Below are 24,679 nucleotides of genomic sequence, written 5' to 3'. Positions count from 1 at the left end.
CTTTAAGTGCATGTGATCGATATTTAGATATCCATCTAATCGGCAATCGGACTATGTTCTTGTCCATTTCGGCAATCGGTACAAGTTCTTGTCCATGGCTCGGGACAAGAACTTGTACCGATAAAATAAAATAGCCGCTAAAATAGCGACTTCAATGGGACCATGTACTTGTCCCTCGACATTATCACCCTTATATAAATTCTGTAGTATTACTAAACGATGATTCAACATCTATTTTAAGGGTAAAGACATATTTGGGATACTAGTTTTATCCTGAATATCCCTAAGGGGAGTTTTGGATGAATAACTTTAATTTTTTCGATACAGATGAATCATCTGGATGCATAATTGTACATCTTATTAGTGGTGAGTTTTATACTGGAAAATGCATCAAGACTTCTAAACCTAATATCATCACTATAGATACCACAGAAAGTAAAATTGAAATTCCATTGTGGACAATCAAGCGTGTTAAATTTGTCTAAAACTTTGACTTATCATGGTCATGATGCAGTTTAGATATCTGGCAATAATTTCTCAATGAGCTTCTTAAAGACCATTGTTAACCCTTCTAAATATATCTGTCTTAGTTGAACAAAGCAGCTGATCATATGGATCAGCTGCTTTGTTGGTATTATCCAGGTATTGTTTAAACTAAGAAAGCCTTAGAAATAATGACCAATAATATAAAGAGTACGAGTATTGCACCGATGGACGTAAAACTACTATAACCTCCACTTACTCCTCCTACATTACCATTTCCATATTCACTCATGCTCCCATCCCCCTCTTTGTGATATGAGATAGATTATTCAGATACATCTTTTTTGTTAAGGCTCTACAAAAAAAGGGCATTACCACAAACAGAGAACGTCTTCTTCCGTTCAGTTTATGAAATATGTTATACCTATTAGTCTTAAAACCAACCATGCAATCAAACACTTTTATTGTTATCTAATTGATAATAGCCTTTTTTATTTTGATAGCCACTTCATCCATGCAATTTACCGGGTATTACATATATTATGCCATATCTAAGTTGTAAGGAGGTGAGTATTTCATGACCACTTTTTTGGATGCTCGAACATCACAAAATGCAAGTTTAGCTAACTCTATTTCTGTACCCCATTCTATTAATTAACACTCCTCAGTTATTCGGACAAATTGGACTACTGACAGCCGGTGCTGGGACAAACCCACGTGTTCAATTTAAAGGAACGGTTTCCGTTACACTTCCGCTAGCCCTTGCTGGAATTACGATTCGAGTCATACGAGGAACCCAGGCAACAGACCCTGCAGTATATTCTGCCACGGCTACATTTGCGCTAAGCGTCTTAGCGCCACAGGTCATTACGTTTTCGGGTAACGATTTTAATCCACCTATCCTCCCCCAATTGACGTACACTGCATTTATCAGCTCCAACCTACTAGGCACCGTGCGTGTAGGACCGGAAAACTTTGATGGATTTATTGTATCCGATTAATAAAAGTGTATAGATAGGAGGAATCGCCATGGTACGTACGCTAGATGCTCGTACTTCTCTCGGATCCAACGGTGTTACTCCATTAAATGCTCCACTAGCACCCAATGTGCCGACTCTTGTGGGGATCCTCGGACTTAATATTTTTAGTCCAGGACCACTCATTCGAACACAATTTAACGGCACGTATCGCATTTCAGTTGCCAATTTGTCTTCTATTCCTTCTGCAGTCCGCTTTGAAATATATAGATCTGCTTCAAATTCAGGAACACCAGTCTATGTCGTTCAACAACCCGTTTTCCCTTCGGAAGGAAGTATCTTAGCGAGTTTTGAAGGATCCGATTATAACGTTCCAGCTCCCCCATCTGGCCAACTGATCTATTCATGTTATGTAACGTTTGTTCCAGTATCTCCATCTGAAGTAGCTACACGTGTAGGGCCCGAATGTTTTAATGCCGTTGCATATAGTGACGATTAAGGTCAATCCACTCCTAAATAAGAGAGGAGGACTACCATGGTCAAAACGTTAGATGCACGTATTTCTCAAGGTTCCAATGGACGAAATATTTTAACTCCGAGTTTTACAAATGGAGTTCCTTTACTTTTTGCGCAATTAGGATTGCAAGTAAATAACCCGGGTGCATCGGTCCGTACGCTTTTTTCAGGTATAGTCGAACTTACAGCGAATGAATTGCCTATTAACGGAAACCTTGTTATCGAAGTATACCGGGGATTAGGAGCCTCTCAGCAGCTGGTTTACCGAGCTGGAACGATCGTACTTGGTAACGAATTTTTTAGTCCATGTGTATTTAGCTTTACGGGTGCAGAGTACAATGTACCCACTTCTGGAAGTGGACAAATTATCTATTCAGCTTACGCAATATTTACCTATAATCCTTTGTTTAGTGTGAATAACGTGCGTTTGGGGCCAGAAAGTTTTAATGCAACGATGTATTCAGACGATTAGGGTTCGGATATACTTGGTGGCTGCAGTTCTTTCAGTTAATTAGCCTTCGAGTGTATAGTATAAACTCTATCACCGTATAGCTAATATGTTGAGTCAGTTGTATCAAGTTAGCTGTACAAGCTCTACAATAACAAAGCCAGCCGGGAGTGAATCGGCTGGCTAACCTTTTCCAACAGAAGTAGACACAATGTCTACAATAATATGATATGTAACTCTACAGAATTGGTGCAATTTTAACTTTGAATGACAAATAAAAGGTTCGAAGAACGATTCATCATTCCTTTCCGTTAGCTTAAAGAAACAGATAAATGACCTAATCAACATTGGTACCATATACTTTATCTTTCCAATGTAACAAGCTCTTACCTTAGCCAGAAAAAAGATGGTTTTTAGATACAAAACACGTTTTCAAAACGGTGAATTTTTTATTACCTTGCTTTTATCAGCCACAATAGTTCCAATTAAAATTTTTCAGATAACTATCTAATCCGAAATGACACAATGTTCTTGTCCTTTTCGGCAATGGAACCAAGTTGTTGTCCTCAGCTTGGGACAACAACTTGGTTCCATAAAACAAAAAAGCCGCTATAATAGCGACTTTGAATGGAACAATGTTCTTGTCCCGCGACATTTTGTCATTCTTGTCGGAGGACAAGAACATGTACCGTTAAAGGACAAGAACTTGTACCGATTACCGTAAACTTCCGTAAACTTCTCCCTTTTCCTTTTTTCCTCTGGGGTTTAGTGTCTAAACACACAAAAAAACCGTTGATCATTTTCGATTAACGGTTTTAAAAATTCAATTTTTTCACATATGTTTCGACTTTTTTTTGAAGCATCTTATGCTCATCACTTGGATTATTCATGATAAGCATTGCAACTTTTTGTGGTGTGAACGATATCATCGACTGAATATCTCCTTTAGCGCTTTCATGCTGATAAGGACATTCGAAATCATCAAGTATCGATTTTGATTCATTTTTATTTAGATGATAATACTCAATGCTGCTGGAAGAACTGCTCTCATCAAAATTGTATTTAAAAGCAACACTGGGAAAAGACCGATCCCTCATGTTCTCAATTTCTTGCCAAGATGGTACGCTAATTTCTTTACTCCTCTTCCCTGCAATCTCTAACCAAGCACAGAAGAATTTTTCACTGAACTGCATGACTAGTTTTTCTAGAATCCAGGTAAGTATTCTCGGATCAAGTCTTTGGATAATCTTCATTTGATAACTGACGACCTGATCAGAAAAATACTCCAGAAGATCCCTGATTATTAGTGGTTCAGCATCAGAGATCAAGGTTGTTCTTAAAGAATTAAAGCCATAGAAATGTTCCTCCTTTAAAATAGATTTCCTCCAAAAAATATAAGCATAGGCATAGGGACAAATTTCAGGAAACTCAATCGCTTCATGCGATTTTCTTAGCTCCATTAATTGAGTGATGCAATGTTGATGGGTTTGGAGTATATCCTGAAACAGTCGCTCTACAACTCGTTGAACAGCATCGGAAGTAACTTTCAGCAATTCTTTTTGGAAACGATTAGAGAAGTAATCCCCCATGTGTAAGGATTCGGCTGAATGAAATACTTTTATTTCTTCAGGCGAATCCTTAACTAATCGTTTCAGATTGCAATGTTCTGAATGAATGATCCATTTAGACTGCATATTTGATTGACTTGCCTGATTTACTTGAAGCCAACGAAGGACATCGGGATTCATTTGATTAGGCGATCTCCATTGGTTCCAACTGGACACATGAAAATTAGCCAAAGCATGTCCACACTTACATTGAAATGCATGTTCTAACTGTCTATTAGACAACAAGAAAGGTATTGTTGACCCACAGCAAGGACAAACATGATTCAATTTAACATCATGAAATACACACTCATCGAAAAGCCTGAACTGATGCAACCAAGAATGAAACCCTCCCTCCATACACTGCGAACACCAATGTAAATCTGGATAAAACCAATGCTCCGAGGAGCTGTATAACTCAGTAAATGGAGCTATCAACGACTGAATATTTTTATTAATGTGCTCTTGCAAGTTGAAATCCATTGTTTTATGAAGTCTTTCGATGTTAAAACCACTTAACTGTAATAGTTCTCTTTGCTTATCTCCAATGTGGTGTTTAATACTCTTTACATGACTACTACCAAATACTTGTAGAATCTCGTTCCGATCTGTAAGGTTTACCAAAGCCAATTTTTCAAATACAGACCATGGAGATTCATATTCATTAATCCATTCTTTCCTCCATATGACATTCATTAATTAATCTCCACTACCCGCTAAAGACATATAAATTTCTGACTCAATGTAGCCGCTAAGCTTAATGGATTCTAACCAATCTTGAGGTGAAATCCATTCAAGTTGTTCCCCATGAGCCCCATATATCTTCAAGGCGTTTTCAACAGCATACGTAAAGTACTCCATAGGGATCTCAAGTTTTGAATGAACACCGTGTTCGCTGCGAAGGTTCTGAAATTGTTGATATATTAAAGTAGCATCATCTTCCAAGCGATGACCTTTCTCATATCCTTCTGGAAAAAAATATCTGGTGAAACTCCAATCACTGTTTTCTGGATATGCAGAGATTTCTGATGAATCGTAGCATCGAAGAATAGCTCTGATATCGTCCAAGGAAGTGATACCGAAAAAACGATGCTCATGTGTCATAAAACGTCCAATGATTTGTGACTTACGTTGCCCTAGAAAAAATGTTCTTCTCGTGAGCAATTCTTCTTGACCAACGCAAATCACAGTCATGCTGATTTTCGCACGATCCAGTTGATTGTGGATGTCCATTAACCAAATATAATGTGATTCTGTCAGGCGATGTGCCTCATCCATAATTAAGATTACCCTTCTTAAACGAGACAATTCTGCTCTTTCTGTTAGCAGATTGACAATTTGGTTCCGCATTTCATCAGCTTGTCTTCTAGCTATAAACGGAAAATCAAAGTCATGAAGGAGATCTGCATAAAATTTACCTTCGTTTGGAAACTTGTATGAATTACTGTTGGCTATAAAGATTGGTATGGGCGCATTCATAAAATGTGGCAGATTCTCCAAAGCAAATTTTAATGCAGTTGTCTTCCCAAGGCGTGGCCGACCATAGACAATCATTCCTGGTAATCGGTTCAGTACAATCTTTTTGAGGTTATCCATCAAGCGGAGTACCTCTTTGGTTGGGAGTAAATAATGCCCTACTTCAATAGGGTGTGTTCCTACAGGTATTAAGTGATTTTCCAATGTCATCTTCTCCTTATTTAATTTAATACGTCTTTGTCTTGAATTGTTTTAATAAGCGTTCATAGTTATCCATCTCATTAAGCTTTTCCCTATTCCTTTGTTCTTCTCGAACTTTGTCTAATAATTCATTTTGTGCTTTTGCTTCTTGTAATGCTTTTGTTTGTTCTTCCGCTTCATCTGTTAACTTTTGTTTAATTACCTCTTTTACTTGAGTAATTTTATTTATTGTTGATTTCTTGGAATTTTCTTTACTCAATAAATAGTCAGTATACACGAAGATAGGGTCGTCCCAAGTCGTGTAATGAATTAGCTTTCGCTGAACTAATGAATTGATCGCACGTCTCATTTGCAAGGAATGTGGAGTGAGTGACCACCTTCCACTAGCTGTTAAATAACCAAATTCACTGCCGTCAGGTAAAAATGCTTTTATGATACGCAGATCGTCAACATTCACATGTACAATGAGCTCTTGCTTGATTAGATGAGCAGAATTCGCAAGTTTTTCACTCCGGTATTCTACACCTTCATATTGAATGTAGGGCTTTCTTCCAGTCACTAGAGAGCCTCTTACGGTTCGATTTATTTGGGTTTGCATAAACAACATCTCCGATCGTTTCTCTTCTTCTAGGCGCCTTGGTAATAAGCCTCTTTGGTGTATTCTTTTTTCAAGAAGTTCAAGGGGCGTTTGTTGATAAATCCCGCCATGAGGTGTACCATTGTAATTTGAAATCATTACATCCACGAGTTGCAATAAATGTTCGTAAGTGATGTTAAGACGCAGTGCTGCTTCTTTAGGATTGTTTCTTCTAGGGTCATCTGGACCACTCCCCGTTGTATTTGGTAACCGGTGAAACAGGCTTCCTGCTAAGGTTCTAAAATATCTCTCAATCACTCCTCTTCTCATTGGAAGTGCTACGGGACCAAAGTTCGGTGTACATCCAATAAGATTCGTGAGTCGATTTTGCACCATTTTAGCATAGTGGGATTTCGCATTATCTAGACACATTACATCCCATACTGCCCACTCTAACTCCGGAAACTTTTCTGATGGAAAACCTCCAGGGGGATGGTAACTCAGGCCTGGGATTGTCAATTCAAGTCGTTTATGTGGCATGACTGCATTACGAACGCAGTGCATCACGTCACTTCCCCCATACTCTCTACTTAGTGAAATTGAATATCCCAAAATGTTCCGAGTACTTACATCGATAATAGTAAGAATCCAGAACCGCTCAAGAGTCAGGGTCATAGGGTCTCCATCTGGTGTAACGATATCTACTGTAAAAAAACCGTCAATTCGATGAGCATCAAACTGAACTTTCTGATAAGGGAATAGACTTGATAGTGAGTTTTGATCCGCTTCCCCTACTCGGTTTGCTTTTTGGAACGCATCGTTACCATGGCGAGATGCAGCTTTTCTAAAGTTTTGCTCAGCTATTTGTTTGATGTAACGTTGTAGAGCCTTATACCCCATCCATTTTGTATTTAAAGGGTAATCGGAGAGCGTTATCCCCTTTTCCCTGCACTGATCAATAAATCGTTTGTGTATGTGCTTTATCTTCATGACTGGTTCCAATGAACGCTTTTTTCTTCCTAAGAAAAGATCTTCTACCAGGTCTTTAATATCTGGATGAATATCCATAAAACGATTGAATTCTCCGGTTTTTTGATCTTTATTTCTTTTTTGACCTAATAAATCCAACTCATATTTTTTTATATTTTTTTGTGGAATCAATCCTCGAAATCCAAGAACAACGCCATCTTGATCGTACTGAATACATCTTTGAATTAATCTTCTCAAGTTTCTAGGGGAAACTCCGGTTGTGCGGTGAATATTGTCTAAATCATCTCTCCGGAAATACATTATTACTGCGTTTTTACGCTGTACATACATTGTATGTGCAGATTCAGTGAGAGCATTCTCATCTACAGAGGGCCAAAGTTCAGGATTAGCTTGGTCAGGTTCTAATCCATTCTGCTCGTATATTCGCGATCTGCTCATGATCTCCAAACCTCCATATCAAACCCGATAATTTGATCTTCCATGTTCGCTTTGATATTCCCCTCATAAAGAAGCCATTTTAAGCTTAAAAGTGTAGACTCAATAGAAAGATTAGAGAGCTCTTTCACAACTTCTTTAATCATTATCCCTTCAGGAGGAATAATGCCGATTACTTCGTTTAAATAAAGAGGCTTCTTATTATTGACTACTGACATACACAAGGATGTTCTGTTCTCAACTGAATGTCGGCCCTTTCTTATATCGCCTTCTGTGCGAACTACGTAATGTTTGTTGTTGATACGACACCATTCTTTTTGCGCTTCGATTTGCCGTTGTGTTCTCGCGTGTTTTGGATGTTTAGATGTCAGTTCCTTCTCGTATTTGACTTCAACAAAAATTTCCGATCCATCTTTTTTTAAAATCCACATATCAAATATAGATGTGCGAAGGCGGCCGTTTAATACATAAGAGATCTCCAGTGGTTGCTCACAGTATGTAATGACTTCGGGGTCCGCATCAACCATAGCCCAGTGATCGTATTCCAGATCACTATATAGGCTCACGATCCGCTTACCTACTTTATTTCCACGCGGGGTCCAATAATTGTTTCCATATTTTTTGCTTCGTAGAATCTTGATGGGCTGGTACTTTAAGAGTTCGTTTCTATTCATAGCAAGTTACCCCTTTAGATTTGTTTACCTGTATAAACAAAAATTTAGAATTTTATACACATCCATGTATAAAAATTGCCTTTCTATGAACATACTAAAAAGTAATAGAATGATAGAGGGAGAGAATTTTATATGTCAGAAGAAGAATTTTATAAGTGGTTAGGTGAGCAACTTCGGGATCTTCGCAAGTTAAAAATGAAAACGCAAGAAGAGTTATGTCAGAATTATCATCTTGCTCGTTCTTCCCTTGCCAATATTGAGCAGGGAAGGCATATGATAAGTGCATATAATTTGTATCTATTGTTGCAATTGTTAGATGTTCCACTCGAATTATTGTTCGATAGTCCTCTTCAAAAAAAGGTTTTAACAAACAAGGTTTCATCTTAAAATGTATCAAACTGAGGCATTTGGGGCACACATTCTGAAAAGAGATTAAGGAAGGTGTCCGTGTTTATGAAAGTGCAAGAATCCAGAGATTTAACCATACTATCGGAGCTCATTGAAGAGTTACCTTTAGCCGTAAAATGTTTCATTGAACATAAGCTAGACCATGATCGATCACCTTCTTCTTTGTTAGAGTATACCCGAGATTTTCGTATTTTTTTTGACTGGATCGCACCACATCTGTGGCCGTTCGTTGCTAGTGAAAAAGAAATTACCTTAGACATGTTAAATGATATAAGGCGTGAACATGTGCAAGAGTTCGCAGATTACTTGACATCGTCTAGAAATTTGAAATATACGTCCCTAGTACGTAAGATTCATTCGTTGCGCTCGTTGTTTACCTATCTTCATTTGAGATTTGAGTGTAACGAAACACCTATTCTGAAACGTAATGTTTTTGCTACTTTCATCATGGAAAGGCCTAGTAATAATATGGAGGTCGCGCGTCAGTTACAGAACAAGATCCTACGTCTCAATGAAATCCCTGCATTTGTTAAGTTTGTGCAGGAAGGCGTAATAGAACAAAATAATGTACAAGCCCAGTGGTTCCATAACCAGAATCGAGCTCGTGATGTCAGTATCGTTACCTTCCTCTTAGAGTCTGGAGTGATAGTAAGTGATATTGTCAATTTGGATCTTGATGATATTAGCCTTCAGGATGACTGCGTTATTGTGACGAGGCAGCAAGCTAGCGTACGAACGAAACACCGAATTATGTTTGGCGATAATGCCAAAACCTATCTTTACGATTACTTGAAAGTTCGAACTGGCACGTATACTCCTCAAACAGATGAACGAGCGTTATTCTTGGCAAAACCTAACGGCGAAACACAGGGTAAACGAATCTCAAAGCGTGCAATTCAAGTTATGGTTAAGAAGTATGCTTCGAAATTCGGTGCCTCAGAAGTTACTGTACGCCAGCTCACCCATTCATTTGGAGTTCAATACGCAGCAACGAATACTGTCCGTAATATGAAACAACAAATGGCTCAGCGTAATATTGAATCACTAGAGAAATATTTTATACTGTCCAGTCTAGTTGATTGAATTACACTTACTATTAAGGTCTTATTCTCTTTGAATAAGACCTTTTTTATTGTTTCGGTGTGACTAATTAATCTGTTTTGTGATGTTCTTCTTTAGCTGCTTTAGTTGGTTCAATCGATCGTGATAATCATCTAAATCCTTTACGTTTCTCTTTTCCAAGCTTACCCAAGTAGCCACACTTACTTCATGATATTTTAACGAAATAATCAGAATTGCGTCGTGATAGTCTTTGATATGAACGATAGGGATCTTCCATTCTCCTTGATCTCTAGCCTCGTCAAACCACTTCTTTTTTATGACTTCTCGATTGGTATATTGTCTTCCGTTAAACAAAATCCCTTCTGCCGTTACCGTAGCGATCCCAATACCTGCTTTGAGTGTTTCATTCATCCTCTCCACCTCCCCTATTATTTATGCCCATATAAATTGATATATAAACTTATCATATTTTAAAAATAATCTATATACATTAATGTATTGAAGGTTTCACATTGTTTAGACTTAATTAGAGGTGTGGCAATGAACGAACCTGTATTAAGATTAGTGGGGCAACGTGTCCGGGAATTACGAAAAAAACAAGGATATTCGCAGGAAGAATTAGGTGAAATGGCCGGCTTCCACTTCTCCTATATTGGGGGTGTTGAACGTGCCGAGAAAAACATAACCTTGTTAAACCTTCAAAAAATTGCGGATGCTCTTGAAGTTAACGTCCATGAACTCTTTTTTTACAGCAAGTATGTTAAGACTGGCCAAAATGATAAAGAGAAATTGCTAAACGAAATCAATGAGAAGCTTTGGCCTATGAAATCTTCTGATTTAAAAAAGGTTAACCTGCTCTTATCTGAATTTTTCGATAGTTAACACAAAAAAACCGATGTAACTGACATCGGCTTTTTTTGTGTTTCATTATTCCTTCCAGGCTGCTTCACTTTTTATGTTAATCCAAGAGTATCTATTATTCTGCTGTACTAGTCCCTCCATCATATTACGCTCACTCGTTAATGTTAAAAGCAAATATTTCGTTTGGATATTCTGCACATGTAGAAGTTCATACACTTGTGACAATGAAAAGTATCCTTTAGCTGCATATAATCTTACTTGTTCCATATTAATCTTTCCGTTTCGTTGTAGCAGCTCCTTCCCCCCTAGTTTATGTGCAACATCGGTATCAACGTGAAAGTCTGGAGTAATTAAACTTAATTTACCTACAGGCAAGGTTACTTTGTACTGATTTGTACTCAACATTTCTTTGCAGGCGATATTTCGTAGAGAGTCCCATTGTTCTACCAAGCAAGAGTAAATCCTTTTATAATGCTTCCATTGGTCTAATAGGCTATCCATGTTTTTGTTGATTATGTTCTTTCTATACACACTTATTTCCTCTTCTTTATGGCCACCAATCCCTTCAAATGGAGTAAATCTTAAATATTCGTTACCAGCCATACAGAATTCTTTAAGTAATAGTTTATCCGTCTCGGTTAGTTTGTTTAATTTAATCCGGACTACTTTAGATAGAACTCCATGACTTTCTAATAAGTCGAACAATTGTAGATTTTTCATGTCATAATGTTTAGTTGTGATGAATTTTCCAACGACATTATGCTCTGTCCACTCAAGTCGTTGAAGTCCCAGAGATGACTGATATTCACCAATGACTTGCTTCAGCAATCCTACTTTTGCACCTGAACTGTGCATTTGCACATAGTTTGATGATTGAACAAATTGAATGATTTTTTCTATACTCACTAATCTATTCTCCTTTGCCTCAGCAGATTAATTAGTGAGTGGTATTGACTATTTTTTTATATTTTATTCAAAGTAAAGAGTAGCGAGTATAGAAAGTTGGTTGCATCATATAGATAAATGTGTCTATAAGTATCTATATTCCTTGTAATTATTCTCATTTTGTATGGTTTAATATGCTAACTTATGAAGCTAAATGAGCTCTGAAATTATGTGCTTTCATTACTGTTTAGTTCTATACTAAACTAATTCACCCTATTATTTTTATCCAATTAAGAATTATGTTGTTGAGATGACTTCTATTTCGAAAATGAATTAACTGAGGAAAACATCAACATGACTTGATAAATTCAATACCTTATATAAAGAAAAGCCAGCATTGAAATGCTGGCTTTTCATTGTAAATCGTTTATTTATCTTTGAGGAAAGAAGGTATACCATAGTTTGCTTTTCGTTGGTAAACAACGGTAACTTCGCGATCAGGACCACCATCTAACGAAGGAGCCAGGAGTTTCACTTTCGGGAGGTCACCAACTTGCTGTTGTTTAATAAACTCTTCATTCGTTTTACTCATTTTAATCCCCCTCATAGAGATAATTTAATGTGGTGATAGGTTCTTGATTTTCTTCATCTAAAGTAGCAAACTCTTCAATCGAAACCTCTTCCTGACCTCCGATATGAAGAGTGACACAATTTACCCAAAGGATAACATAATTCATGTGAAAATGACACTCTGCCATACTAATTGAATGTTACATTAAGACAAAAAATACCGACCTTTCAACTTCAAAGGTCGGTTTACCCATATGGGAGAAGAAAACAATGGTAATAACTGCATTATATCCACCCTATGTCGTTATATACCGTATTCTGTTCTAACTCTATGTTTATCTGTGCATAAATGTAACAACGTTTTATTAATTAGCCCCTTTTCACAAAAAAAACGTCGATCATTTTCAGATAAACGGTTTAATGGTTCAAGAAAATTTCATTCAATCTCATGTCTCGATAGTGAGTGTATACCAGCTTATACTCATCACATTTCCAAATAACAAACATTAAAAGAATTGTTAATTGAAAGAAATACAAGCTGTTATACATTAAAGAAACCATATCTCCCTACTTCTTTGTTTTTTGTAAACTCAATGTAATTTATTTTTTTTGAAATAGATATTGGAGGTTTTTTATTTTCCAATATAATTACTTGTCGTTTTGTTTGAGCTAATTCTTCAAAGAATTTGTTTTGCAGTTCTTCAGGCGTCTTATCTTCGTTTTCATCTTGTTCCTTATAGGAGGTTACAGGGGAATCAAGAACAACAAATCCTGGGTGAGGCAAAGCGCTACTAATACAATATTCCATTAATCCTATAATAAAGGCTCCATAACTAATAGATCGGTATCCTTTTCCAAATAACCTCCTTGCTTTTCCTGATATAAGAACATCTTTATTTTTAGGATCAAAATCAACAGTAGAAGAATCCGGAAAGTTCCAATCAGTCAAAAATCTTTGTATATGCACACACAATTCAGCTATTAATCCAGTGTAGTCCATTTCAACAGTTTGATTCTGTTCGTCTACTTTTGTTAAAACTAATTTACTTGCTATTAATTCTCTTTCATTCGTCAGTTTTTCAATCGATGATCGAAAACCAGAATATTCAATTATGTTTTTTTGCTTTTTTAGAAATGCTGTCAATTCCTCTTGAATAAATAGTATCTTTGGAGAGAGTTGCTCATCGAGTTTAATACTTATTTCTTCATACTTTAGATTAACATCTAAGGTTGATTCTAACAGTAAAGCTTTTTCACCTTCCATAGACTCAAGTGCATCATTAAGGTCTTTAAGATGACTATTTATTTTAAGAAGTTCTTTCGTATATGAGTCCTTCCTTTGTTTAATTTCTACGTGGTCGCAATCTTCTGTATTTGTAACTAGTTGATTACAATGAGGACACCGTTCAAAGTCTAACATCGAAAAGTAATGATCCCCTTCAATCAAGAATGATAACCTTTTAATGTCAGTCTCATATTGTTCTTTCAGGAGATAAAATCTCTTGATTAATTGATTAGTAGAGAGTAGCCTAGACTCATTACTTTGAATATTCTCCCAGAAGATCTTACGTTTTTCTGTTAATGTTTCGATTTCCGAACTTAATCCACTCCGTTTTAATAACAATTGTTCAATATCTTTAGATAAATTCTGGTCACTCTGTGGCAATTCTAATAATTTAATTTCCGCTTCTATATCCAAAATTAGTTTATTAATAATATCTATTTGAGCATTAAAAAAACCATTTTGGTTGTCAGTCTTTACTGTATTTCGTGTTACAGAATCATCTTTATTTGAGATGATAAGCTTAAAAATAGATTCCTCTGCGGTTTGGTTGTTATTTTTAGATTGAATTGGTGAGTTCTTTGAAATGATCTCAACCTCATTAATAAGAATATAATCGTTAAAACTACGGTAGCTGAACCTTTGAGTTTCCTTAGTTCCCTTGTTTTTAATTACAAATAACTCTGTGTTTATAAAGCCAGACAACTTCATGAGAAAACTGGATACGCTTTCTTTCTTCGCATGCTTTTGAGCTAATTCTGTAAATTTGCTATTAGATTCAATTTCCGAAATAGCTGAGTTATATTTTTTAACTTTTCCCCCTGTCAGTCCTCTCTCAAGAGTATAGACTTGGTTATTACGGCTGATTATCTCAAGCTGGACAGTGTGGTACTCCTTAGCTTCATCGATGGGTTCAGGTAACTCGGTACCACCTAACATAAAGTTAATACATTCAAAAATATAAGTTTTCCCTGTATTCGACGGGCCTGCAATCACATTCAATCCACTCTTAAACGAAACCTCTGAAACTTTCTCATCATTCCCTATAATTCGGAGCTTTCTAAGTTCAAAGCCGTAAATCATTCAAGACCACTCCTTGTAAGAGCTTCGTACATAAACTCTCCTCCCCAACTTCCAAGTTTATTATCAATATATCCTTTTAGTTCTTCATCCGAGTATTCTGAAAAAAATTGACTAACCCAAAATGCATTGTTCCGTAATAACTTATAATACTCAGACTCAAAAAGATCTAGAAAAGCATTTGATAATTCCGTGGCTATATAAGAAACACCATTTCCCCCAAAAACAATTTCTAATAAGGTTCTACTGTACATTAAATCCAACCCATCTTGCATAGCTTTCCTTCGAACAACAATTTCTCCTGAACGATGAGGAGTAGCGGGGTGAATTGAATCCGGTGAATTGGGATCACCGATATCCCTGGTATGTAATACTAAGTAATCGTAGTAAACCAATCTTTGCAAATCGAGATAAGCCGGCTGATTCACTGATAATATGATTAAAGCTCTTAATCCAATCTCCAATGGAGAATTAAAAGCCATATCATTCGCCGAATGCTCTGCCATTAGTTCACCCATTTCTTAATTTCGTCTTCATTAGCCAGATGATGGCATATCCCTGCCAAATCATTACCCTTCAGTGAATTGTATAGAGGGTAACTCGGTACATTTAGGTTTCGAGCTGCTAGACAAACTTTTTTGACTCTCTCAAATCCATCTTCATGTTCAGACTCAAGTATGTCTATTATGCCATCGTAAACTTCTTCCTTCAGCTCTTTAAAAGCATCTACACCAGGAGGAAGTGTATCTCTTTCAAACCTCATTAGTGATTCAGCAGAATAAAAAGATTTCCTTTGCCTTTCAAAATGGTTAAAAAAGTTATGATGTTCAGGAAGCTCTTTAACAATAATCCGCTTTACTTTATGACTATCAGAATATGCCTCAAGGAGCTTCGTAATGTATAACAACTCATCTTCCGCAATTTGTTCAGGAGGAAGCACTGGCTGAGGCCGGTTCTTTTGAAGTCCACCAAACCTATAAGGGAAATATCTAGTTTGAGCATGTTGTTCGATTAATCTTTGTGGTTCAACACTATCAATAATAGTGAAATCGAAGGAGGAAACATAATCAGAGAAATCTCCTTGTAATTCAATATTCTGCTTAATGGTAATCTTTTTCTTACACTTTGTTTCCCAGTTTGCTATGAGTCCTTTCCTTAGAGATTCAGGCTCATCTATTAAATCTCCTAAAGTTGTAGATACACCTTTTGGGGCTACGAAGTAATACTTTCTAGGAACAGTATATTTACCAATATAAGTGTAGTAACAAAGTTTTCCAAGTTCTATCCAAATATTGCTGGGAGTAAGAGCATTATCGTAATGCTTGCATTGATAATTATCCCATATAAGTTGCTCCTTCTTGTCATAGACTGAATATGCAACTACATCTCTACCCATATCACCGGCTCCCCCACAGCGGCGAACCTTTACATATGTCTGAGCAAGATATCCTGTAGCCCATTCACAAACTAAATCTTCAAAGTCATCTTCGGAAATAACTTGTAATCTTTTAATCGGTTCAATAGTCTTTCCTAAGAGTAAATCCGCATTTGTGATTTTCTTTCGAATAACAGGAATTGGTATCTCTATTTCTTCCTCATCGTTCACATTTGTTCACTCCAATCTATACAATATTTAGTAAAATAGTACCACATGCAGCCAGTATAATCACCTAAATATTCCATCAATTGAGAGGTGGTATTATGATATTCGTAACACACAAAACGAAAAAGCTAAATTATAGTCTGTTGTGTCTGATATGACATGGATTAAGGGGGTTTCTCGAATCATATGTTATAAAACATGTTACATATTTGCAACTGACATTAACAGTACAAATTCTTATAATGCCTATATATATCTTGAGTTTTATGTAGTCCTATGTGTTATTCTTATCTGCTAATACTTTCAACTAACGAAAATCCAAATATACAATTGTGATTTTGCATGCGTTAAGATATAACTGAAATGAGGTGAATAAAACATGGAAAATGTACGCGAGTTGTTCCAAATCATGACTAGACGGTTTGGTCTGCTCAATAAGAATTGTTGTACCGTGGGAGCTATTGATGTATCGCCGGCTCAAAGTCATATATTGTATGAGGTAGATCGTCAGCACAATCCCTCCATGCAGCAAATTGCCGACACTTTAGGAACAGATATTACAACCTTCAGTAGACAGGTTCAATCCTTGGTGAAGCTTAAATTACTTAACAAAACACCAGATTCTACAGATAGACGTGTATATCTACTCTCACTTACAACCGAAGGGAAGTTTGTTGCAACCACTATTGATCAGCAAATGAGTGCCTATCTAGATGAAATCTTTTCGCATATGAGTGGATTTGAGAAGGAGATGGTGATTAACTCAATTAAACTGTTGAATAAAGCAATGCTTCAATCTGATAACTGTTGTCAACCTGTGAAGGGATAAACACACAATCTAACTCCTCCTACAGTGACAGATTTTTTAAGATATCTATTATCTGGCTTATGTTACATACAACAAAAGACCACCGAGGTCTCTCGGCGGTCTTCATACATTAATGTAGTGTGTATTTGGAACGTAAAGCTTTCTCGAGATGTTCATATTCAACCTGTTCCGCAAAACTCATAAGCTCACCATTAATGACAACGGCAGGTGTAGCAAACTCGATGAGCTTATCTGACTGTATATGTGCAAAACCTCGCTCTTCGAATAGAGATCTTAACTTCCGTTTTGCAAGCGCTCGATCCATAGGTAGGGAATAATCATACACATGAATAGTTAGCTCGTTTTCAAATGTCTCTTTTAATTTCTGCTTAATCTCAGTATATATACTCAAAGAAGCGGAATAGTCAGGCGCAGAGCAACAATCAGCAGCTTCTACCCCGTCTTCATCGCAACAATCAGTTGTTTGCTGACTATTTATATTTGGAAAGAGTTCGATAGAGTTTTTTGTATTCAACATATGTTCCTCCTCACTTTAAGAAGTTACTTTCATCCGATGAGTCGGTTGTGGAGGCAGTGGACTAAAACATTCGTGGTACGTTTGATCCCAAACCGTTCCCAGATTCTGATCAATGGAGGCAATCGCATCCGATACGACTAAGTCCAGAAGTCCCGGTGAAGCTTCAATCCTAATGTTCAGAACGACCCGGTACTGATTACCCATTTGTGAGTAGCTATTGGTGTATATAGGTGCTGCACCTGTTTGAACAACACTTGCTTTGACATAGCCTGTATCATTACCAGCATGTACCTTCAGATGCGCTACGGCCATCTTTTCCCTCAAAAAATGCCCGTTTAATTTACTTAAAAGTCCATCTACCCACTGCTGAGGATCGAATGCTTTTCCATCCGGATGCTTCACGTCACCCAGCATATTCATCCACGCAAGCTTGGCTTCGCCTTCAGCATATACACTGTAATCAATATCCAAAAGTTTGTGACCGCTTGGAATTGTACTATTCCATAAATCGAGTAGAGGGGCTAAGTTAACACCTGTAGTCGCTGAGATCGGCTGTATGATTGAATTCGGATAGCGTTGATGAAGATACGTGACCACTCTATCCATCTCTTCTTCCGTGTATTGATCCAGTTTATTTACAGCAATAATATCTGCCTCGGCCAACTGCTTCTCAAAAATATAACTAACGGATTGAGAAAATAGAAGACGTCCTGCTTCTTCCTCATTTAATTCAGCCAACAATCTAGCCGGATCAACCACAATAGTCAAGGGTACCGTTGTGAACTCGTTAGCATAATTTTGTTTTAAGGGCTGAATGACCGTTGCAGCGAGATCCGTACAACTACCAACGGCTTCACAGATGATATAATCCGGTTTCTTTTCTAAAGTAAGTTGGTTCAAATGTTCATACAAGTCTTCAAACCGACAGCAGAAACATCCCCCTGTTACTTCTTTGGTTTCCAGTCCACTGATTTGTGCGAGTTCCGTATCAATTAATTCTTTCCCTTGATCGTTAGTAATGATGGCGACCTGCTTCCCCTGCTCTTGTAAAACTTTGGCCATTTGTATCATTGTTGTTGTTTTCCCCGCTCCTAGGAAGCCACCTAACAACACCATTTGGACCTTTTTCATATAAACGCTCCTCCTCTTTCATTCAAAATGGTTATTCGTGAAGTATTCTGTAGACATAAGCAGCCGTGATCGCGCCCATGGTTGTCCATACGATATATATCCATAAAAACTCCAAGTGTCCGGAGGCCAAAGCTGGGCCTAAAGATCGTGCAGGGTTCATAGATGCCCCACTTACAGGACCTCCAAACATTGCTTCTAGAGCGACTGTTCCTCCTATAGCGATTCCAGCGAATGATTTTGATGCTTTTGCATGGACAGCAGAACTTAAAATGACCATCATTAAAATAAAGGATAGAATGAATTCCAAAATGGCACTTTGCAACCAGGGCCCTGAAGGAAGCGTTGCCCCCAATCTCCCTACATTACCAAACATAAATAGTAAGGTAAGGCTGGCTGCATAGGCTCCAACACATTGTATGAAAACATAAGAGAAGGCTTCAATCGCTGTGATTTGTCTTGAGAAATAAAAAGCGAGGGTGACTGCCGGGTTAAAGTGAGCACCTGATACATGTCCAAAAGCATATATCAAAGCCATGACCACAAGCCCAAACGTTATAGCTACCCCGATATGTGTTAATGTTTTTGTAGTGGTATCTACTACTACCGCACCTGTGCCGGCAAATACTAAGAAGAAGGTTCCAATAAACTCAGCTATCCATTTTTTTCGGAGATCAAGTAGTAAAGAACTGCGACTGGTTTCAAAGCTCAATAATGGAAAACCATCTTTGACTTCTGTCGCATTCAAATGGTTGTCCCCCTCTTAACATTTTAAACAACAGCGTTTAAAAATACCGTCTTCAGGAACTGTAACGATCTCTTGAAATAGTTCATCCATATCGGGGTTAGGGTGTTTCCATTCGTAATAGAACTCATGTTCAATCAGATCAAGTGTTTGTATAGAGGCTTGTCTCAGTAAAGGGGAGCCCTTATATAGGTACAGTCTTGTTTCATATTGTATGGGGTCAATGATGCTCTTCAGGTCATTATCATCTACAAAAGAGCGGAAAGTCGTTAAATCTTCTGTATTGGTCCAGGGGTTGAACATGATAAAGGTTGGATTGAGTGAAATCTCGATGTGGCGGAGATATGCAATAGCCTGTTCGATATCTTGAATAGAGGTGTCTTTGGCTACGGCATCCAGTACAACTTCCGATGGAAATTCTAACGCGGATGTAATGAACTTAACACCGAGCCCTTTCATTTCAGCTAATGTTTCTTTATTTTCAAGAATATGATCTACTCGGGTAGTGAAGTCGTAAGTGAGATCAGGAAATTCCTCATGTAACTGACGCAATATCTTGATACCGTGGTATTTCGCATTAAAGAAGTCTGCATCAATAAAGGATAAGTGCGTCATCCCCCCTTCGACAAGGTTTCTGACATCCTGTAGTACAATCGATTCAGATACCAGGATGACTTTACCCTCATAGGCAGCATATACCGAGCAATACAGACACTTATGATGACACCCGCGTGCGATTTCAGTGGAGCCCACGATCTGCTCAGAGCCTAATAGTTTGTTGATTTGCTTCTGGGGATACTTGTAGAGCGGCGGAAGCATATGCCGTGTCGGAACGCTTAAATGATCTCTAGACATATACGGATGAATTTCTTTACCCTGCAGAGCATCACGTCCGATGAGAACCCCATCCAGGGTACAATCAGTGTCTCCAGACAGATACTTTGCAAGATTGACCAAAGGTCTCTCCCACTCTCCACAAACGCAGGAATCACTATACTTCCCGGCAAGTCGGCTGGCATTAATAGTTGCATGCTGACCAAAGTACGTAATATGAGCCTTCGGATTAACCTGACGAATGATTTGAGTTAGTTCAGTGGCCGCTTGAACAGCATCAAATAATGGAATGGAAATGGCGATAAGCTCTTGATCCAGAAATCGTCCTTCATCAATTCCTTCGACATAAGTATCAAGCACAGACACATCGAAATCTGCATGTAATAAAGCGGTCAAGGCTGTAGCTACCGTCATCGGTTGATAGCCACCTTCAAAGTTAGAAACCAACAGGACCTTCATGAGCCTTCCTCCCTATCTTTCAAGGTTCTTCTTCGGTTAAACTTTCGTGGCTTTAATCAAGTAATAGCCTACTTTTTCTTCTAAAAAATGATGGGCCTCAGCATGATCCTGCTGAAATTGCAGATATTCATCTTTATACTCTTCACTCGATTCCATCAGCTCACGATATCGTTTGTTTTTGTCATCTGTAAAATTGATAACTTCCAAATCGATATACCCCGCTTCTTCAATTTGGGCAATGTTCTCGCTTAACTGAATACTCCCAGCGCGGCAACCGCTAACCAAGGACAAATCATTCTTGATGGAAGACGGGACGGGTGCATAAGAAACAAAATCCGTGTAGATAAAGGTACCCCCAGGTGCTAACACACGTGTAATTTCCTGGATGGCTTTAATCCGGTCAGGCACCAGATTCAGAACACACTCACTGTATATCAAATCAAACTGGCCATCCATATACGGAAGCGACTGGACATCGGCAACAAAGAAGCCCAACTTTTTACGAAACCCATCTGGAAATTGGGTGCTTTTTTCCCTGGCACGGGCAATCATGTTCTCACTGAAATCTACACCAATAAATTGCTTTCCATCTTCATGTGACTCCACCAAAGAGAGCAGTGTTGTTCCCATGCCACAACCGATATCGAGAATTCGCTGTTTATCTGAAGCAAGAACAAACTCTTTAATACGTTCTGTAGGTCCGGACGGAGAAAATTTATCCGTTCCTTCCGAGTAGTTACCTTCACCTTCAGCTACAGAGTTATAAAAGTCTTTGATTGCTTGCGTTGCTGCATCCAATTCAGCTGGACCAGGCGAGCAGCAGTTTGAAACATTGGAAACTACCAGTTCTTGATTAGACATTTGTTATTTCTCCCTTCGAGATGCTTTGTATTTTTATGGAACGGACATAGGCAGTCCATAATACATAGAAAACAAGAGTGCCTAGAATCCAAAGGAAACCTGAGAAATAGAACGTAGTGTCAATTTGAAAAGTGTCCATTAGAATGCCAGATGTCAGCGGACCCACAATCATTCCCAAGCTTGTCGCAGAACCCAAAAATCCCATCGTCGCCCCCATTCCCGCCTCTCTTCCCAAAACAGTAGACAATGCTGAAGAGGAAGCCAGTGTGACTGCCGAAGTTAGTCCGGTTCCAATCATCAGTAAAGCGATCGTCCAAAGCGAATGCATAGAGGGAAACATCATTAAAAGAATCGTGGTCAACATAGCTGAGATAAGAATTAACTTCATTTTATTAAAACGGTCAACCACCCAACCTAGCGGTACCTGTGTTGCACCTATTATGATGTTGTTTAAGGCAATTAAAAAACCGATCATCAGGGCATTAAGCCCTCTGCTTTGGGCGTACAGGGTGAAGAAGGAAATCATGAACATGGAAAGAACAGCTACAATGACATTGACGGAGGACAATGCTAGAATCCCGGGATGTCTCCAGGGAGATCGTTTCAGATGAGTACGCTCTGAATTGGTTTCGTTAAGATCAGCCACATTGGTTTCTTTCTTCGCCCTTGATGAAGGTAAAGCAAAGACAATAACTAAGGCGATGACCGCAAGGCCGAGTAAGGAGAAAAATGCATTCTGTGTCCCGTACTGAACTGATATATATCCACCGAGAAAGGGACCCAACCCATTTGCCAAGAAAATAGCAGTGTTGTATATCCCCATATACTTGCCTTCTTGCCCTTTAGGGCTAATTTCGCCCATGTAAGCCATAGCCATAGGTAGCATCATGGCTGATGCTACGCCATGAAGTAACCGTGCCCCTAGAAGACCTGCTATACTACTTGCTAGTCCATAACTTAGCGCAATAAAGGGGTAAAGTATGAGGCTATAGATAAGAATGGCTTTAGGTCCTTTTTTATCTGCCAATCTCCCGATCGGTGTACCAATTAAAAGACGAACTACGTAAAATCCGCTGTACAACGTTCCGACCCACAAACCGGTTGCCCCTAAGTTTTTTGCATAAGGAGCAAGTAGTGGTGCTACAATCCCGGTACCTACGACCAATATAAAGACAGATAAACACAGGAAAATAATATTCTTTTTCATATGACACCCATACGTTTATCAGTAGACGAAGGCACCTCTCCATCTTGATCCTTTGTTATGAAAAAATGCATGGCTTCTTTTGCGGTATTCAAGACTTGAGATGCATGCTTACCATCTACACCATGAGCTATCATATAGCCCAAACGATTATAGTTGCTCTTAGTCATCGTTACGTAATCACCATTTTGAACAGAGATCTCAACTTGCTTTATTCCTTCAATTGATTGAGCTGCGTTCTTGTTCAATCGAACATTTCCATCTTGATACGCAAGTAAAAATTGAATTTGGGCTGAATCTGTGATGGGTATGTCCCTAGGAGCACTTGCAAAGGTTCCCCCCGTAACAATATGAAATGCCAACTTACGCAGATCATATCCGGTAACAGCATGAACCAAGTTGTGAATTTGATCTCCGCCCACCCTCGCATTCACCTCGATTACTTTGGGTCCTTGAGGAGAAAGCTTAACTTCAGTGTGGGAGACAATATAATCTACGCCTAGGACCGCCAAAGCCTTAATAACGACCTCTTGAATCAGGGTAGAATCCTGTTCTGATAATAGAGCAGGTACCAAGTGTCCTTCTTCAATTAATGCGGATGTATTTTTAGCGGTAATTGCAATGATATGTGTGGTTCCATTGATCGTACATGACTCAACACTAAATTCAGGTCCTTCGATGTATTCCTCTACGAGAATATGCTTCTCTAAAGGTTGTCCAACCCAGTTTAGAGCATTAGTGCTAATAAGTTCAGCAGCACTCCATGCTTCTTCTAACGTATTACATTTTTGTACCATATGACTGCCCGCATCATTAGAAGGTTTTACGATAACGGGTAACTTCATTTCACTAAGGATGTGTAGTATCTCTGCAGGTGTTTGGATTAAAGCGTATTGGATGGGGGATACCTGGTGTTTGGTTAAATATGCGCGGGTTTGTGCTTTGCTGCGGCAATTTAAAGCGGCCTGTGAAGATAAGTGGAATTGCAGACCCAAGGCCTCGGCTATTTTCGCACCTAGAACGATGCGATATTCATTATTCGTATACACAGCAACAATAGAAAGCCGTTTAGATATTTCGATTGCCTTAGCGATTGCCTCTTCTTCCTGATTCAAATCCATTTCAAAAGGGAAATCTGCAATCATGGCATCTTCAAAAGGTATCTTCGTATTCATGAGAACCACCTTATAGCCTTGTTCCTTTATGAAAAGGATCTCCTCAACATCATCTCGCCGACCAATAAGCAGAACTACAGGACGATTCACCATTTTAATGCCTCCTTATCTGCAACACTCGGATTGGGAACTCTGTGGCAAGATACCTTCTTGAGTGGAGGTTTCATTGAATAATTTCTTTGTTTTGGCTACGGCGATGATACCGGCAACTTGTCCAATTTCTTCGTTCGTAATGAACTCTTGCTTAGCAGAAATAAGTGCCTTCCTCAAATCTTCTTGATCTCCGATGATCATCGCACTTGTTAGTTCAACTAATGCTCGATCTCTGGGTGAGAGGTACTCCGCTCTTAGAGCTTCTTCCACAAAATCAGTATACTTCCGATGTAGCTCAGGCAATAATTGGAGCATTTTAAATTCACCTCACGATAGAATGGTTAGTACATTTATATCAATCTATCCTTATGTAAAGACAGACATGATAACTCACTTATAATAGTTGTTTAACGCAAGTAATTACACGCCTTGTTATATATCACATTTAAATGAATAAGAGACACACATTGAATACACTTCATTATTTATGGCTTAATTCACATTAAAATAAGGATACAAAATACATTTACTTGAATAATTTTCCTTTATTATATTCTGATAATTTGCAAATAGCAACTTTATTTTTCTTTGTTCAACATTAAATTTAAGTGTTGATTTCCAAAAACAGTCATGCTAAAGTCTGTTCATGAATTCATTATTTACTTACAATAGATAGTTAAAAAGTGAGGGATTCTTATA

The 24,679-nt window shown here is 38.2% G+C and carries 25 protein-coding genes and 1 pseudogene; 7 read left to right on the top strand and 19 right to left on the bottom strand.

From position 1 onward, the window contains the following. Window positions 1-649: 649 nt before the first annotated feature. Window positions 650-775, bottom strand: a complete 126-nt coding sequence (locus tag P364_RS38385) for a YjcZ family sporulation protein (protein WP_236642278.1) — start codon at window positions 773-775, stop codon at window positions 650-652. 285 nt (window positions 776-1,060) lie between these two features. Here P364_RS38385 and P364_RS38380 point away from each other — a divergent pair. The 3 genes and pseudogenes from P364_RS38380 (at window position 1,061) to P364_RS0132875 (ending at window position 2,448) form a co-directional block, all read left to right on the top strand. Then, window positions 1,061-1,484: pseudogene (locus P364_RS38380) on the top strand (hypothetical protein). A gap of 28 nt (window positions 1,485-1,512) precedes the next feature. After that, on the top strand, window positions 1,513-1,959 hold the full coding sequence (locus P364_RS0132880; protein ID WP_024634216.1) for a hypothetical protein: 447 nt from the start codon (window positions 1,513-1,515) through the stop codon (window positions 1,957-1,959). Window positions 1,960-1,995: 36 nt separating this feature from the next. Beyond that, on the top strand, window positions 1,996-2,448 hold the full coding sequence (locus tag P364_RS0132875; RefSeq protein WP_024634215.1) for a hypothetical protein: 453 nt from the start codon (window positions 1,996-1,998) through the stop codon (window positions 2,446-2,448). A 791-nt stretch (window positions 2,449-3,239) separates the two neighbouring features. On the opposite strand, the gene P364_RS0132870 is transcribed toward P364_RS0132875, so the two are convergent. The 4 genes from P364_RS0132870 to P364_RS36465 are packed head-to-tail and all read right to left on the bottom strand — an operon-like array spanning window position 3,240 to window position 8,384. After that, entirely contained in the window at window positions 3,240-4,727 is a 1,488-nt protein-coding gene (locus P364_RS0132870) for a hypothetical protein (protein ID WP_024634214.1), read from the bottom strand. A 3-nt stretch (window positions 4,728-4,730) separates the two neighbouring features. Then, window positions 4,731-5,711, bottom strand: a complete 981-nt coding sequence (locus P364_RS0132865; RefSeq protein WP_024634213.1) for an ATP-binding protein — start codon at window positions 5,709-5,711, stop codon at window positions 4,731-4,733. 22 nt (window positions 5,712-5,733) lie between these two features. Beyond that, on the bottom strand, window positions 5,734-7,713 hold the full coding sequence (locus tag P364_RS0132860; protein ID WP_024634212.1) for a hypothetical protein: 1,980 nt from the start codon (window positions 7,711-7,713) through the stop codon (window positions 5,734-5,736). Next, window positions 7,710-8,384 (bottom strand): TnsA endonuclease N-terminal domain-containing protein, encoded by a 675-nt coding sequence (locus P364_RS36465; protein WP_024634211.1) that lies wholly within the window; start codon window positions 8,382-8,384, stop codon window positions 7,710-7,712. The genes P364_RS0132860 and P364_RS36465 overlap by 4 nt, the downstream gene beginning before the upstream one ends. Before the next feature lie 132 nt (window positions 8,385-8,516). On the opposite strand from P364_RS36465, the gene P364_RS0132850 reads away from it, so the two are divergent. Next, window positions 8,517-8,771, top strand: a complete 255-nt coding sequence (locus P364_RS0132850; protein ID WP_024634210.1) for a helix-turn-helix domain-containing protein — start codon at window positions 8,517-8,519, stop codon at window positions 8,769-8,771. 66 nt (window positions 8,772-8,837) lie between these two features. Next, entirely contained in the window at window positions 8,838-9,875 is a 1,038-nt protein-coding gene (locus tag P364_RS0132845) for a tyrosine-type recombinase/integrase (protein ID WP_024634209.1), read from the top strand. A 63-nt stretch (window positions 9,876-9,938) separates the two neighbouring features. Here the strand turns inward: P364_RS0132845 and P364_RS0132840 are convergent, their stop codons facing one another. Next, window positions 9,939-10,265: a hypothetical protein gene (locus P364_RS0132840; RefSeq protein ID WP_024634208.1), complete on the bottom strand. Its 327-nt coding sequence runs from the start codon at window positions 10,263-10,265 to the stop codon at window positions 9,939-9,941. Window positions 10,266-10,394: 129 nt separating this feature from the next. On the opposite strand from P364_RS0132840, the gene P364_RS0132835 reads away from it, so the two are divergent. Then, complete coding sequence (locus P364_RS0132835) at window positions 10,395-10,736, top strand: helix-turn-helix domain-containing protein (RefSeq protein ID WP_024634207.1); 342 nt, start codon at window positions 10,395-10,397, stop codon at window positions 10,734-10,736. A 45-nt stretch (window positions 10,737-10,781) separates the two neighbouring features. Here P364_RS0132835 and P364_RS0132830 read toward each other — a convergent pair whose 3' ends face one another. The 5 genes from P364_RS0132830 to P364_RS0132805 form a co-directional block, all read right to left on the bottom strand. After that, window positions 10,782-11,621 carry a hypothetical protein gene (locus tag P364_RS0132830; RefSeq protein WP_024634206.1) on the bottom strand — a complete coding sequence of 280 codons (840 nt, stop codon included), beginning with the start codon at window positions 11,619-11,621 and terminating at the stop codon, window positions 10,782-10,784. A gap of 406 nt (window positions 11,622-12,027) precedes the next feature. Further along, a complete protein-coding gene (locus P364_RS37690; protein WP_161634271.1) occupies window positions 12,028-12,192 on the bottom strand; it encodes a hypothetical protein in 165 nt (54 codons plus the stop codon). Between the two features lie 519 nt (window positions 12,193-12,711). Further along, entirely contained in the window at window positions 12,712-14,535 is a 1,824-nt protein-coding gene (locus tag P364_RS0132815; protein WP_024634205.1) for an AAA family ATPase, read from the bottom strand. Beyond that, window positions 14,532-15,038, bottom strand: coding sequence for an ABC-three component system middle component 2 (locus P364_RS0132810; RefSeq protein ID WP_081718267.1), 507 nt, complete (start codon window positions 15,036-15,038; stop codon window positions 14,532-14,534). The genes P364_RS0132815 and P364_RS0132810 overlap by 4 nt, the downstream gene beginning before the upstream one ends. Then, the gene (locus P364_RS0132805; protein WP_024634203.1) at window positions 15,038-16,138 is read right to left on the bottom strand and encodes an ABC-three component system protein; all 1,101 of its coding nucleotides are present in this window, start codon (window positions 16,136-16,138) and stop codon (window positions 15,038-15,040) included. The genes P364_RS0132810 and P364_RS0132805 overlap by 1 nt, the downstream gene beginning before the upstream one ends. Window positions 16,139-16,514: 376 nt before the next feature. Here P364_RS0132805 and P364_RS0132800 point away from each other — a divergent pair, with 376 nt between their 5' ends. After that, complete coding sequence (locus P364_RS0132800) at window positions 16,515-16,964, top strand: MarR family winged helix-turn-helix transcriptional regulator (RefSeq protein WP_024634202.1); 450 nt, start codon at window positions 16,515-16,517, stop codon at window positions 16,962-16,964. A 109-nt stretch (window positions 16,965-17,073) separates the two neighbouring features. On the opposite strand, the gene vcpD is transcribed toward P364_RS0132800, so the two are convergent. From vcpD to P364_RS0132760, 8 genes are read right to left on the bottom strand one after another with little or no spacing between them, the layout of a single operon-like run. Beyond that, the gene (vcpD, locus tag P364_RS0132795; protein WP_052016867.1) at window positions 17,074-17,481 is read right to left on the bottom strand and encodes an ArsD-related vicinal cysteine protein VcpD; all 408 of its coding nucleotides are present in this window, start codon (window positions 17,479-17,481) and stop codon (window positions 17,074-17,076) included. Between the two features lie 15 nt (window positions 17,482-17,496). Continuing rightward, window positions 17,497-18,612 (bottom strand): GTP-binding protein, encoded by a 1,116-nt coding sequence (locus P364_RS0132790; protein WP_024634200.1) that lies wholly within the window; start codon window positions 18,610-18,612, stop codon window positions 17,497-17,499. 31 nt (window positions 18,613-18,643) lie between these two features. Next, window positions 18,644-19,357, bottom strand: a complete 714-nt coding sequence (locus tag P364_RS0132785; RefSeq protein ID WP_024634199.1) for an MIP/aquaporin family protein — start codon at window positions 19,355-19,357, stop codon at window positions 18,644-18,646. A gap of 15 nt (window positions 19,358-19,372) precedes the next feature. Further along, window positions 19,373-20,647, bottom strand: coding sequence for an arsinothricin biosynthesis radical SAM protein ArsL (arsL, locus tag P364_RS0132780; protein ID WP_024634198.1), 1,275 nt, complete (start codon window positions 20,645-20,647; stop codon window positions 19,373-19,375). A gap of 36 nt (window positions 20,648-20,683) precedes the next feature. Continuing rightward, the gene (gene arsM / locus P364_RS0132775) at window positions 20,684-21,508 is read right to left on the bottom strand and encodes a putative arsinothricin biosynthesis methyltransferase ArsM (protein WP_024634197.1); all 825 of its coding nucleotides are present in this window, start codon (window positions 21,506-21,508) and stop codon (window positions 20,684-20,686) included. Continuing rightward, the gene (locus P364_RS0132770; protein ID WP_024634196.1) at window positions 21,501-22,715 is read right to left on the bottom strand and encodes an MFS transporter; all 1,215 of its coding nucleotides are present in this window, start codon (window positions 22,713-22,715) and stop codon (window positions 21,501-21,503) included. The genes arsM and P364_RS0132770 overlap by 8 nt, the downstream gene beginning before the upstream one ends. Beyond that, window positions 22,712-23,980: an ATP-grasp domain-containing protein gene (locus P364_RS0132765; protein WP_052016865.1), complete on the bottom strand. Its 1,269-nt coding sequence runs from the start codon at window positions 23,978-23,980 to the stop codon at window positions 22,712-22,714. The genes P364_RS0132770 and P364_RS0132765 overlap by 4 nt, the downstream gene beginning before the upstream one ends. A gap of 12 nt (window positions 23,981-23,992) precedes the next feature. After that, window positions 23,993-24,295, bottom strand: coding sequence for a carboxymuconolactone decarboxylase family protein (locus P364_RS0132760; RefSeq protein ID WP_024634194.1), 303 nt, complete (start codon window positions 24,293-24,295; stop codon window positions 23,993-23,995). Window positions 24,296-24,679 lie beyond the last annotated feature (384 nt).

The organism is Paenibacillus sp. MAEPY2 (assembly GCF_000499205.1).
GTDB lineage: Bacteria > Bacillota > Bacilli > Paenibacillales > Paenibacillaceae > Paenibacillus > Paenibacillus vandeheii.
Note: the sequence above shows the minus strand (reverse complement) of the source record. Positions and strands in the feature narration are given on the sequence as shown.

Bases quoted from the DNA above. Each gene is read 5' to 3' on its own strand.
- P364_RS0132760 (WP_024634194.1), bottom strand. From the start codon at position 24,295: ATGCTCCAATTATTGCCTGAGCTACATCGGAAGTATACTGATTTTGTG.
- P364_RS36465 (WP_024634211.1), bottom strand. From the start codon at position 8,384: ATGAATAGAAACGAACTCTTAAAGTACCAGCCCATCAAGATTCTACGA.
- arsL (WP_024634198.1), bottom strand. From the start codon at position 20,647: ATGAAGGTCCTGTTGGTTTCTAACTTTGAAGGTGGCTATCAACCGATG.
- P364_RS0132860 (WP_024634212.1), bottom strand. From the start codon at position 7,713: ATGAGCAGATCGCGAATATACGAGCAGAATGGATTAGAACCTGACCAA.
- P364_RS0132815 (WP_024634205.1), bottom strand. From the start codon at position 14,535: ATGATTTACGGCTTTGAACTTAGAAAGCTCCGAATTATAGGGAATGAT.
- P364_RS0132790 (WP_024634200.1), bottom strand. From the start codon at position 18,612: ATGAAAAAGGTCCAAATGGTGTTGTTAGGTGGCTTCCTAGGAGCGGGG.
- P364_RS0132850 (WP_024634210.1), top strand. From the start codon at position 8,517: ATGTCAGAAGAAGAATTTTATAAGTGGTTAGGTGAGCAACTTCGGGAT.
- P364_RS0132880 (WP_024634216.1), top strand. From the start codon at position 1,513: ATGGTACGTACGCTAGATGCTCGTACTTCTCTCGGATCCAACGGTGTT.
- P364_RS0132870 (WP_024634214.1), bottom strand. From the start codon at position 4,727: ATGAATGTCATATGGAGGAAAGAATGGATTAATGAATATGAATCTCCA.
- P364_RS37690 (WP_161634271.1), bottom strand. From the start codon at position 12,192: ATGAGTAAAACGAATGAAGAGTTTATTAAACAACAGCAAGTTGGTGAC.
- P364_RS0132765 (WP_052016865.1), bottom strand. From the start codon at position 23,980: ATGGTGAATCGTCCTGTAGTTCTGCTTATTGGTCGGCGAGATGATGTT.
- P364_RS0132770 (WP_024634196.1), bottom strand. From the start codon at position 22,715: ATGAAAAAGAATATTATTTTCCTGTGTTTATCTGTCTTTATATTGGTC.
- arsM (WP_024634197.1), bottom strand. From the start codon at position 21,508: ATGTCTAATCAAGAACTGGTAGTTTCCAATGTTTCAAACTGCTGCTCG.
- P364_RS0132840 (WP_024634208.1), bottom strand. From the start codon at position 10,265: ATGAATGAAACACTCAAAGCAGGTATTGGGATCGCTACGGTAACGGCA.
- P364_RS38385 (WP_236642278.1), bottom strand. From the start codon at position 775: ATGAGTGAATATGGAAATGGTAATGTAGGAGGAGTAAGTGGAGGTTAT.
- P364_RS0132810 (WP_081718267.1), bottom strand. From the start codon at position 15,038: ATGGCAGAGCATTCGGCGAATGATATGGCTTTTAATTCTCCATTGGAG.
- P364_RS0132800 (WP_024634202.1), top strand. From the start codon at position 16,515: ATGGAAAATGTACGCGAGTTGTTCCAAATCATGACTAGACGGTTTGGT.
- P364_RS0132845 (WP_024634209.1), top strand. From the start codon at position 8,838: ATGAAAGTGCAAGAATCCAGAGATTTAACCATACTATCGGAGCTCATT.
- P364_RS0132835 (WP_024634207.1), top strand. From the start codon at position 10,395: ATGAACGAACCTGTATTAAGATTAGTGGGGCAACGTGTCCGGGAATTA.
- P364_RS0132875 (WP_024634215.1), top strand. From the start codon at position 1,996: ATGGTCAAAACGTTAGATGCACGTATTTCTCAAGGTTCCAATGGACGA.
- vcpD (WP_052016867.1), bottom strand. From the start codon at position 17,481: ATGTTGAATACAAAAAACTCTATCGAACTCTTTCCAAATATAAATAGT.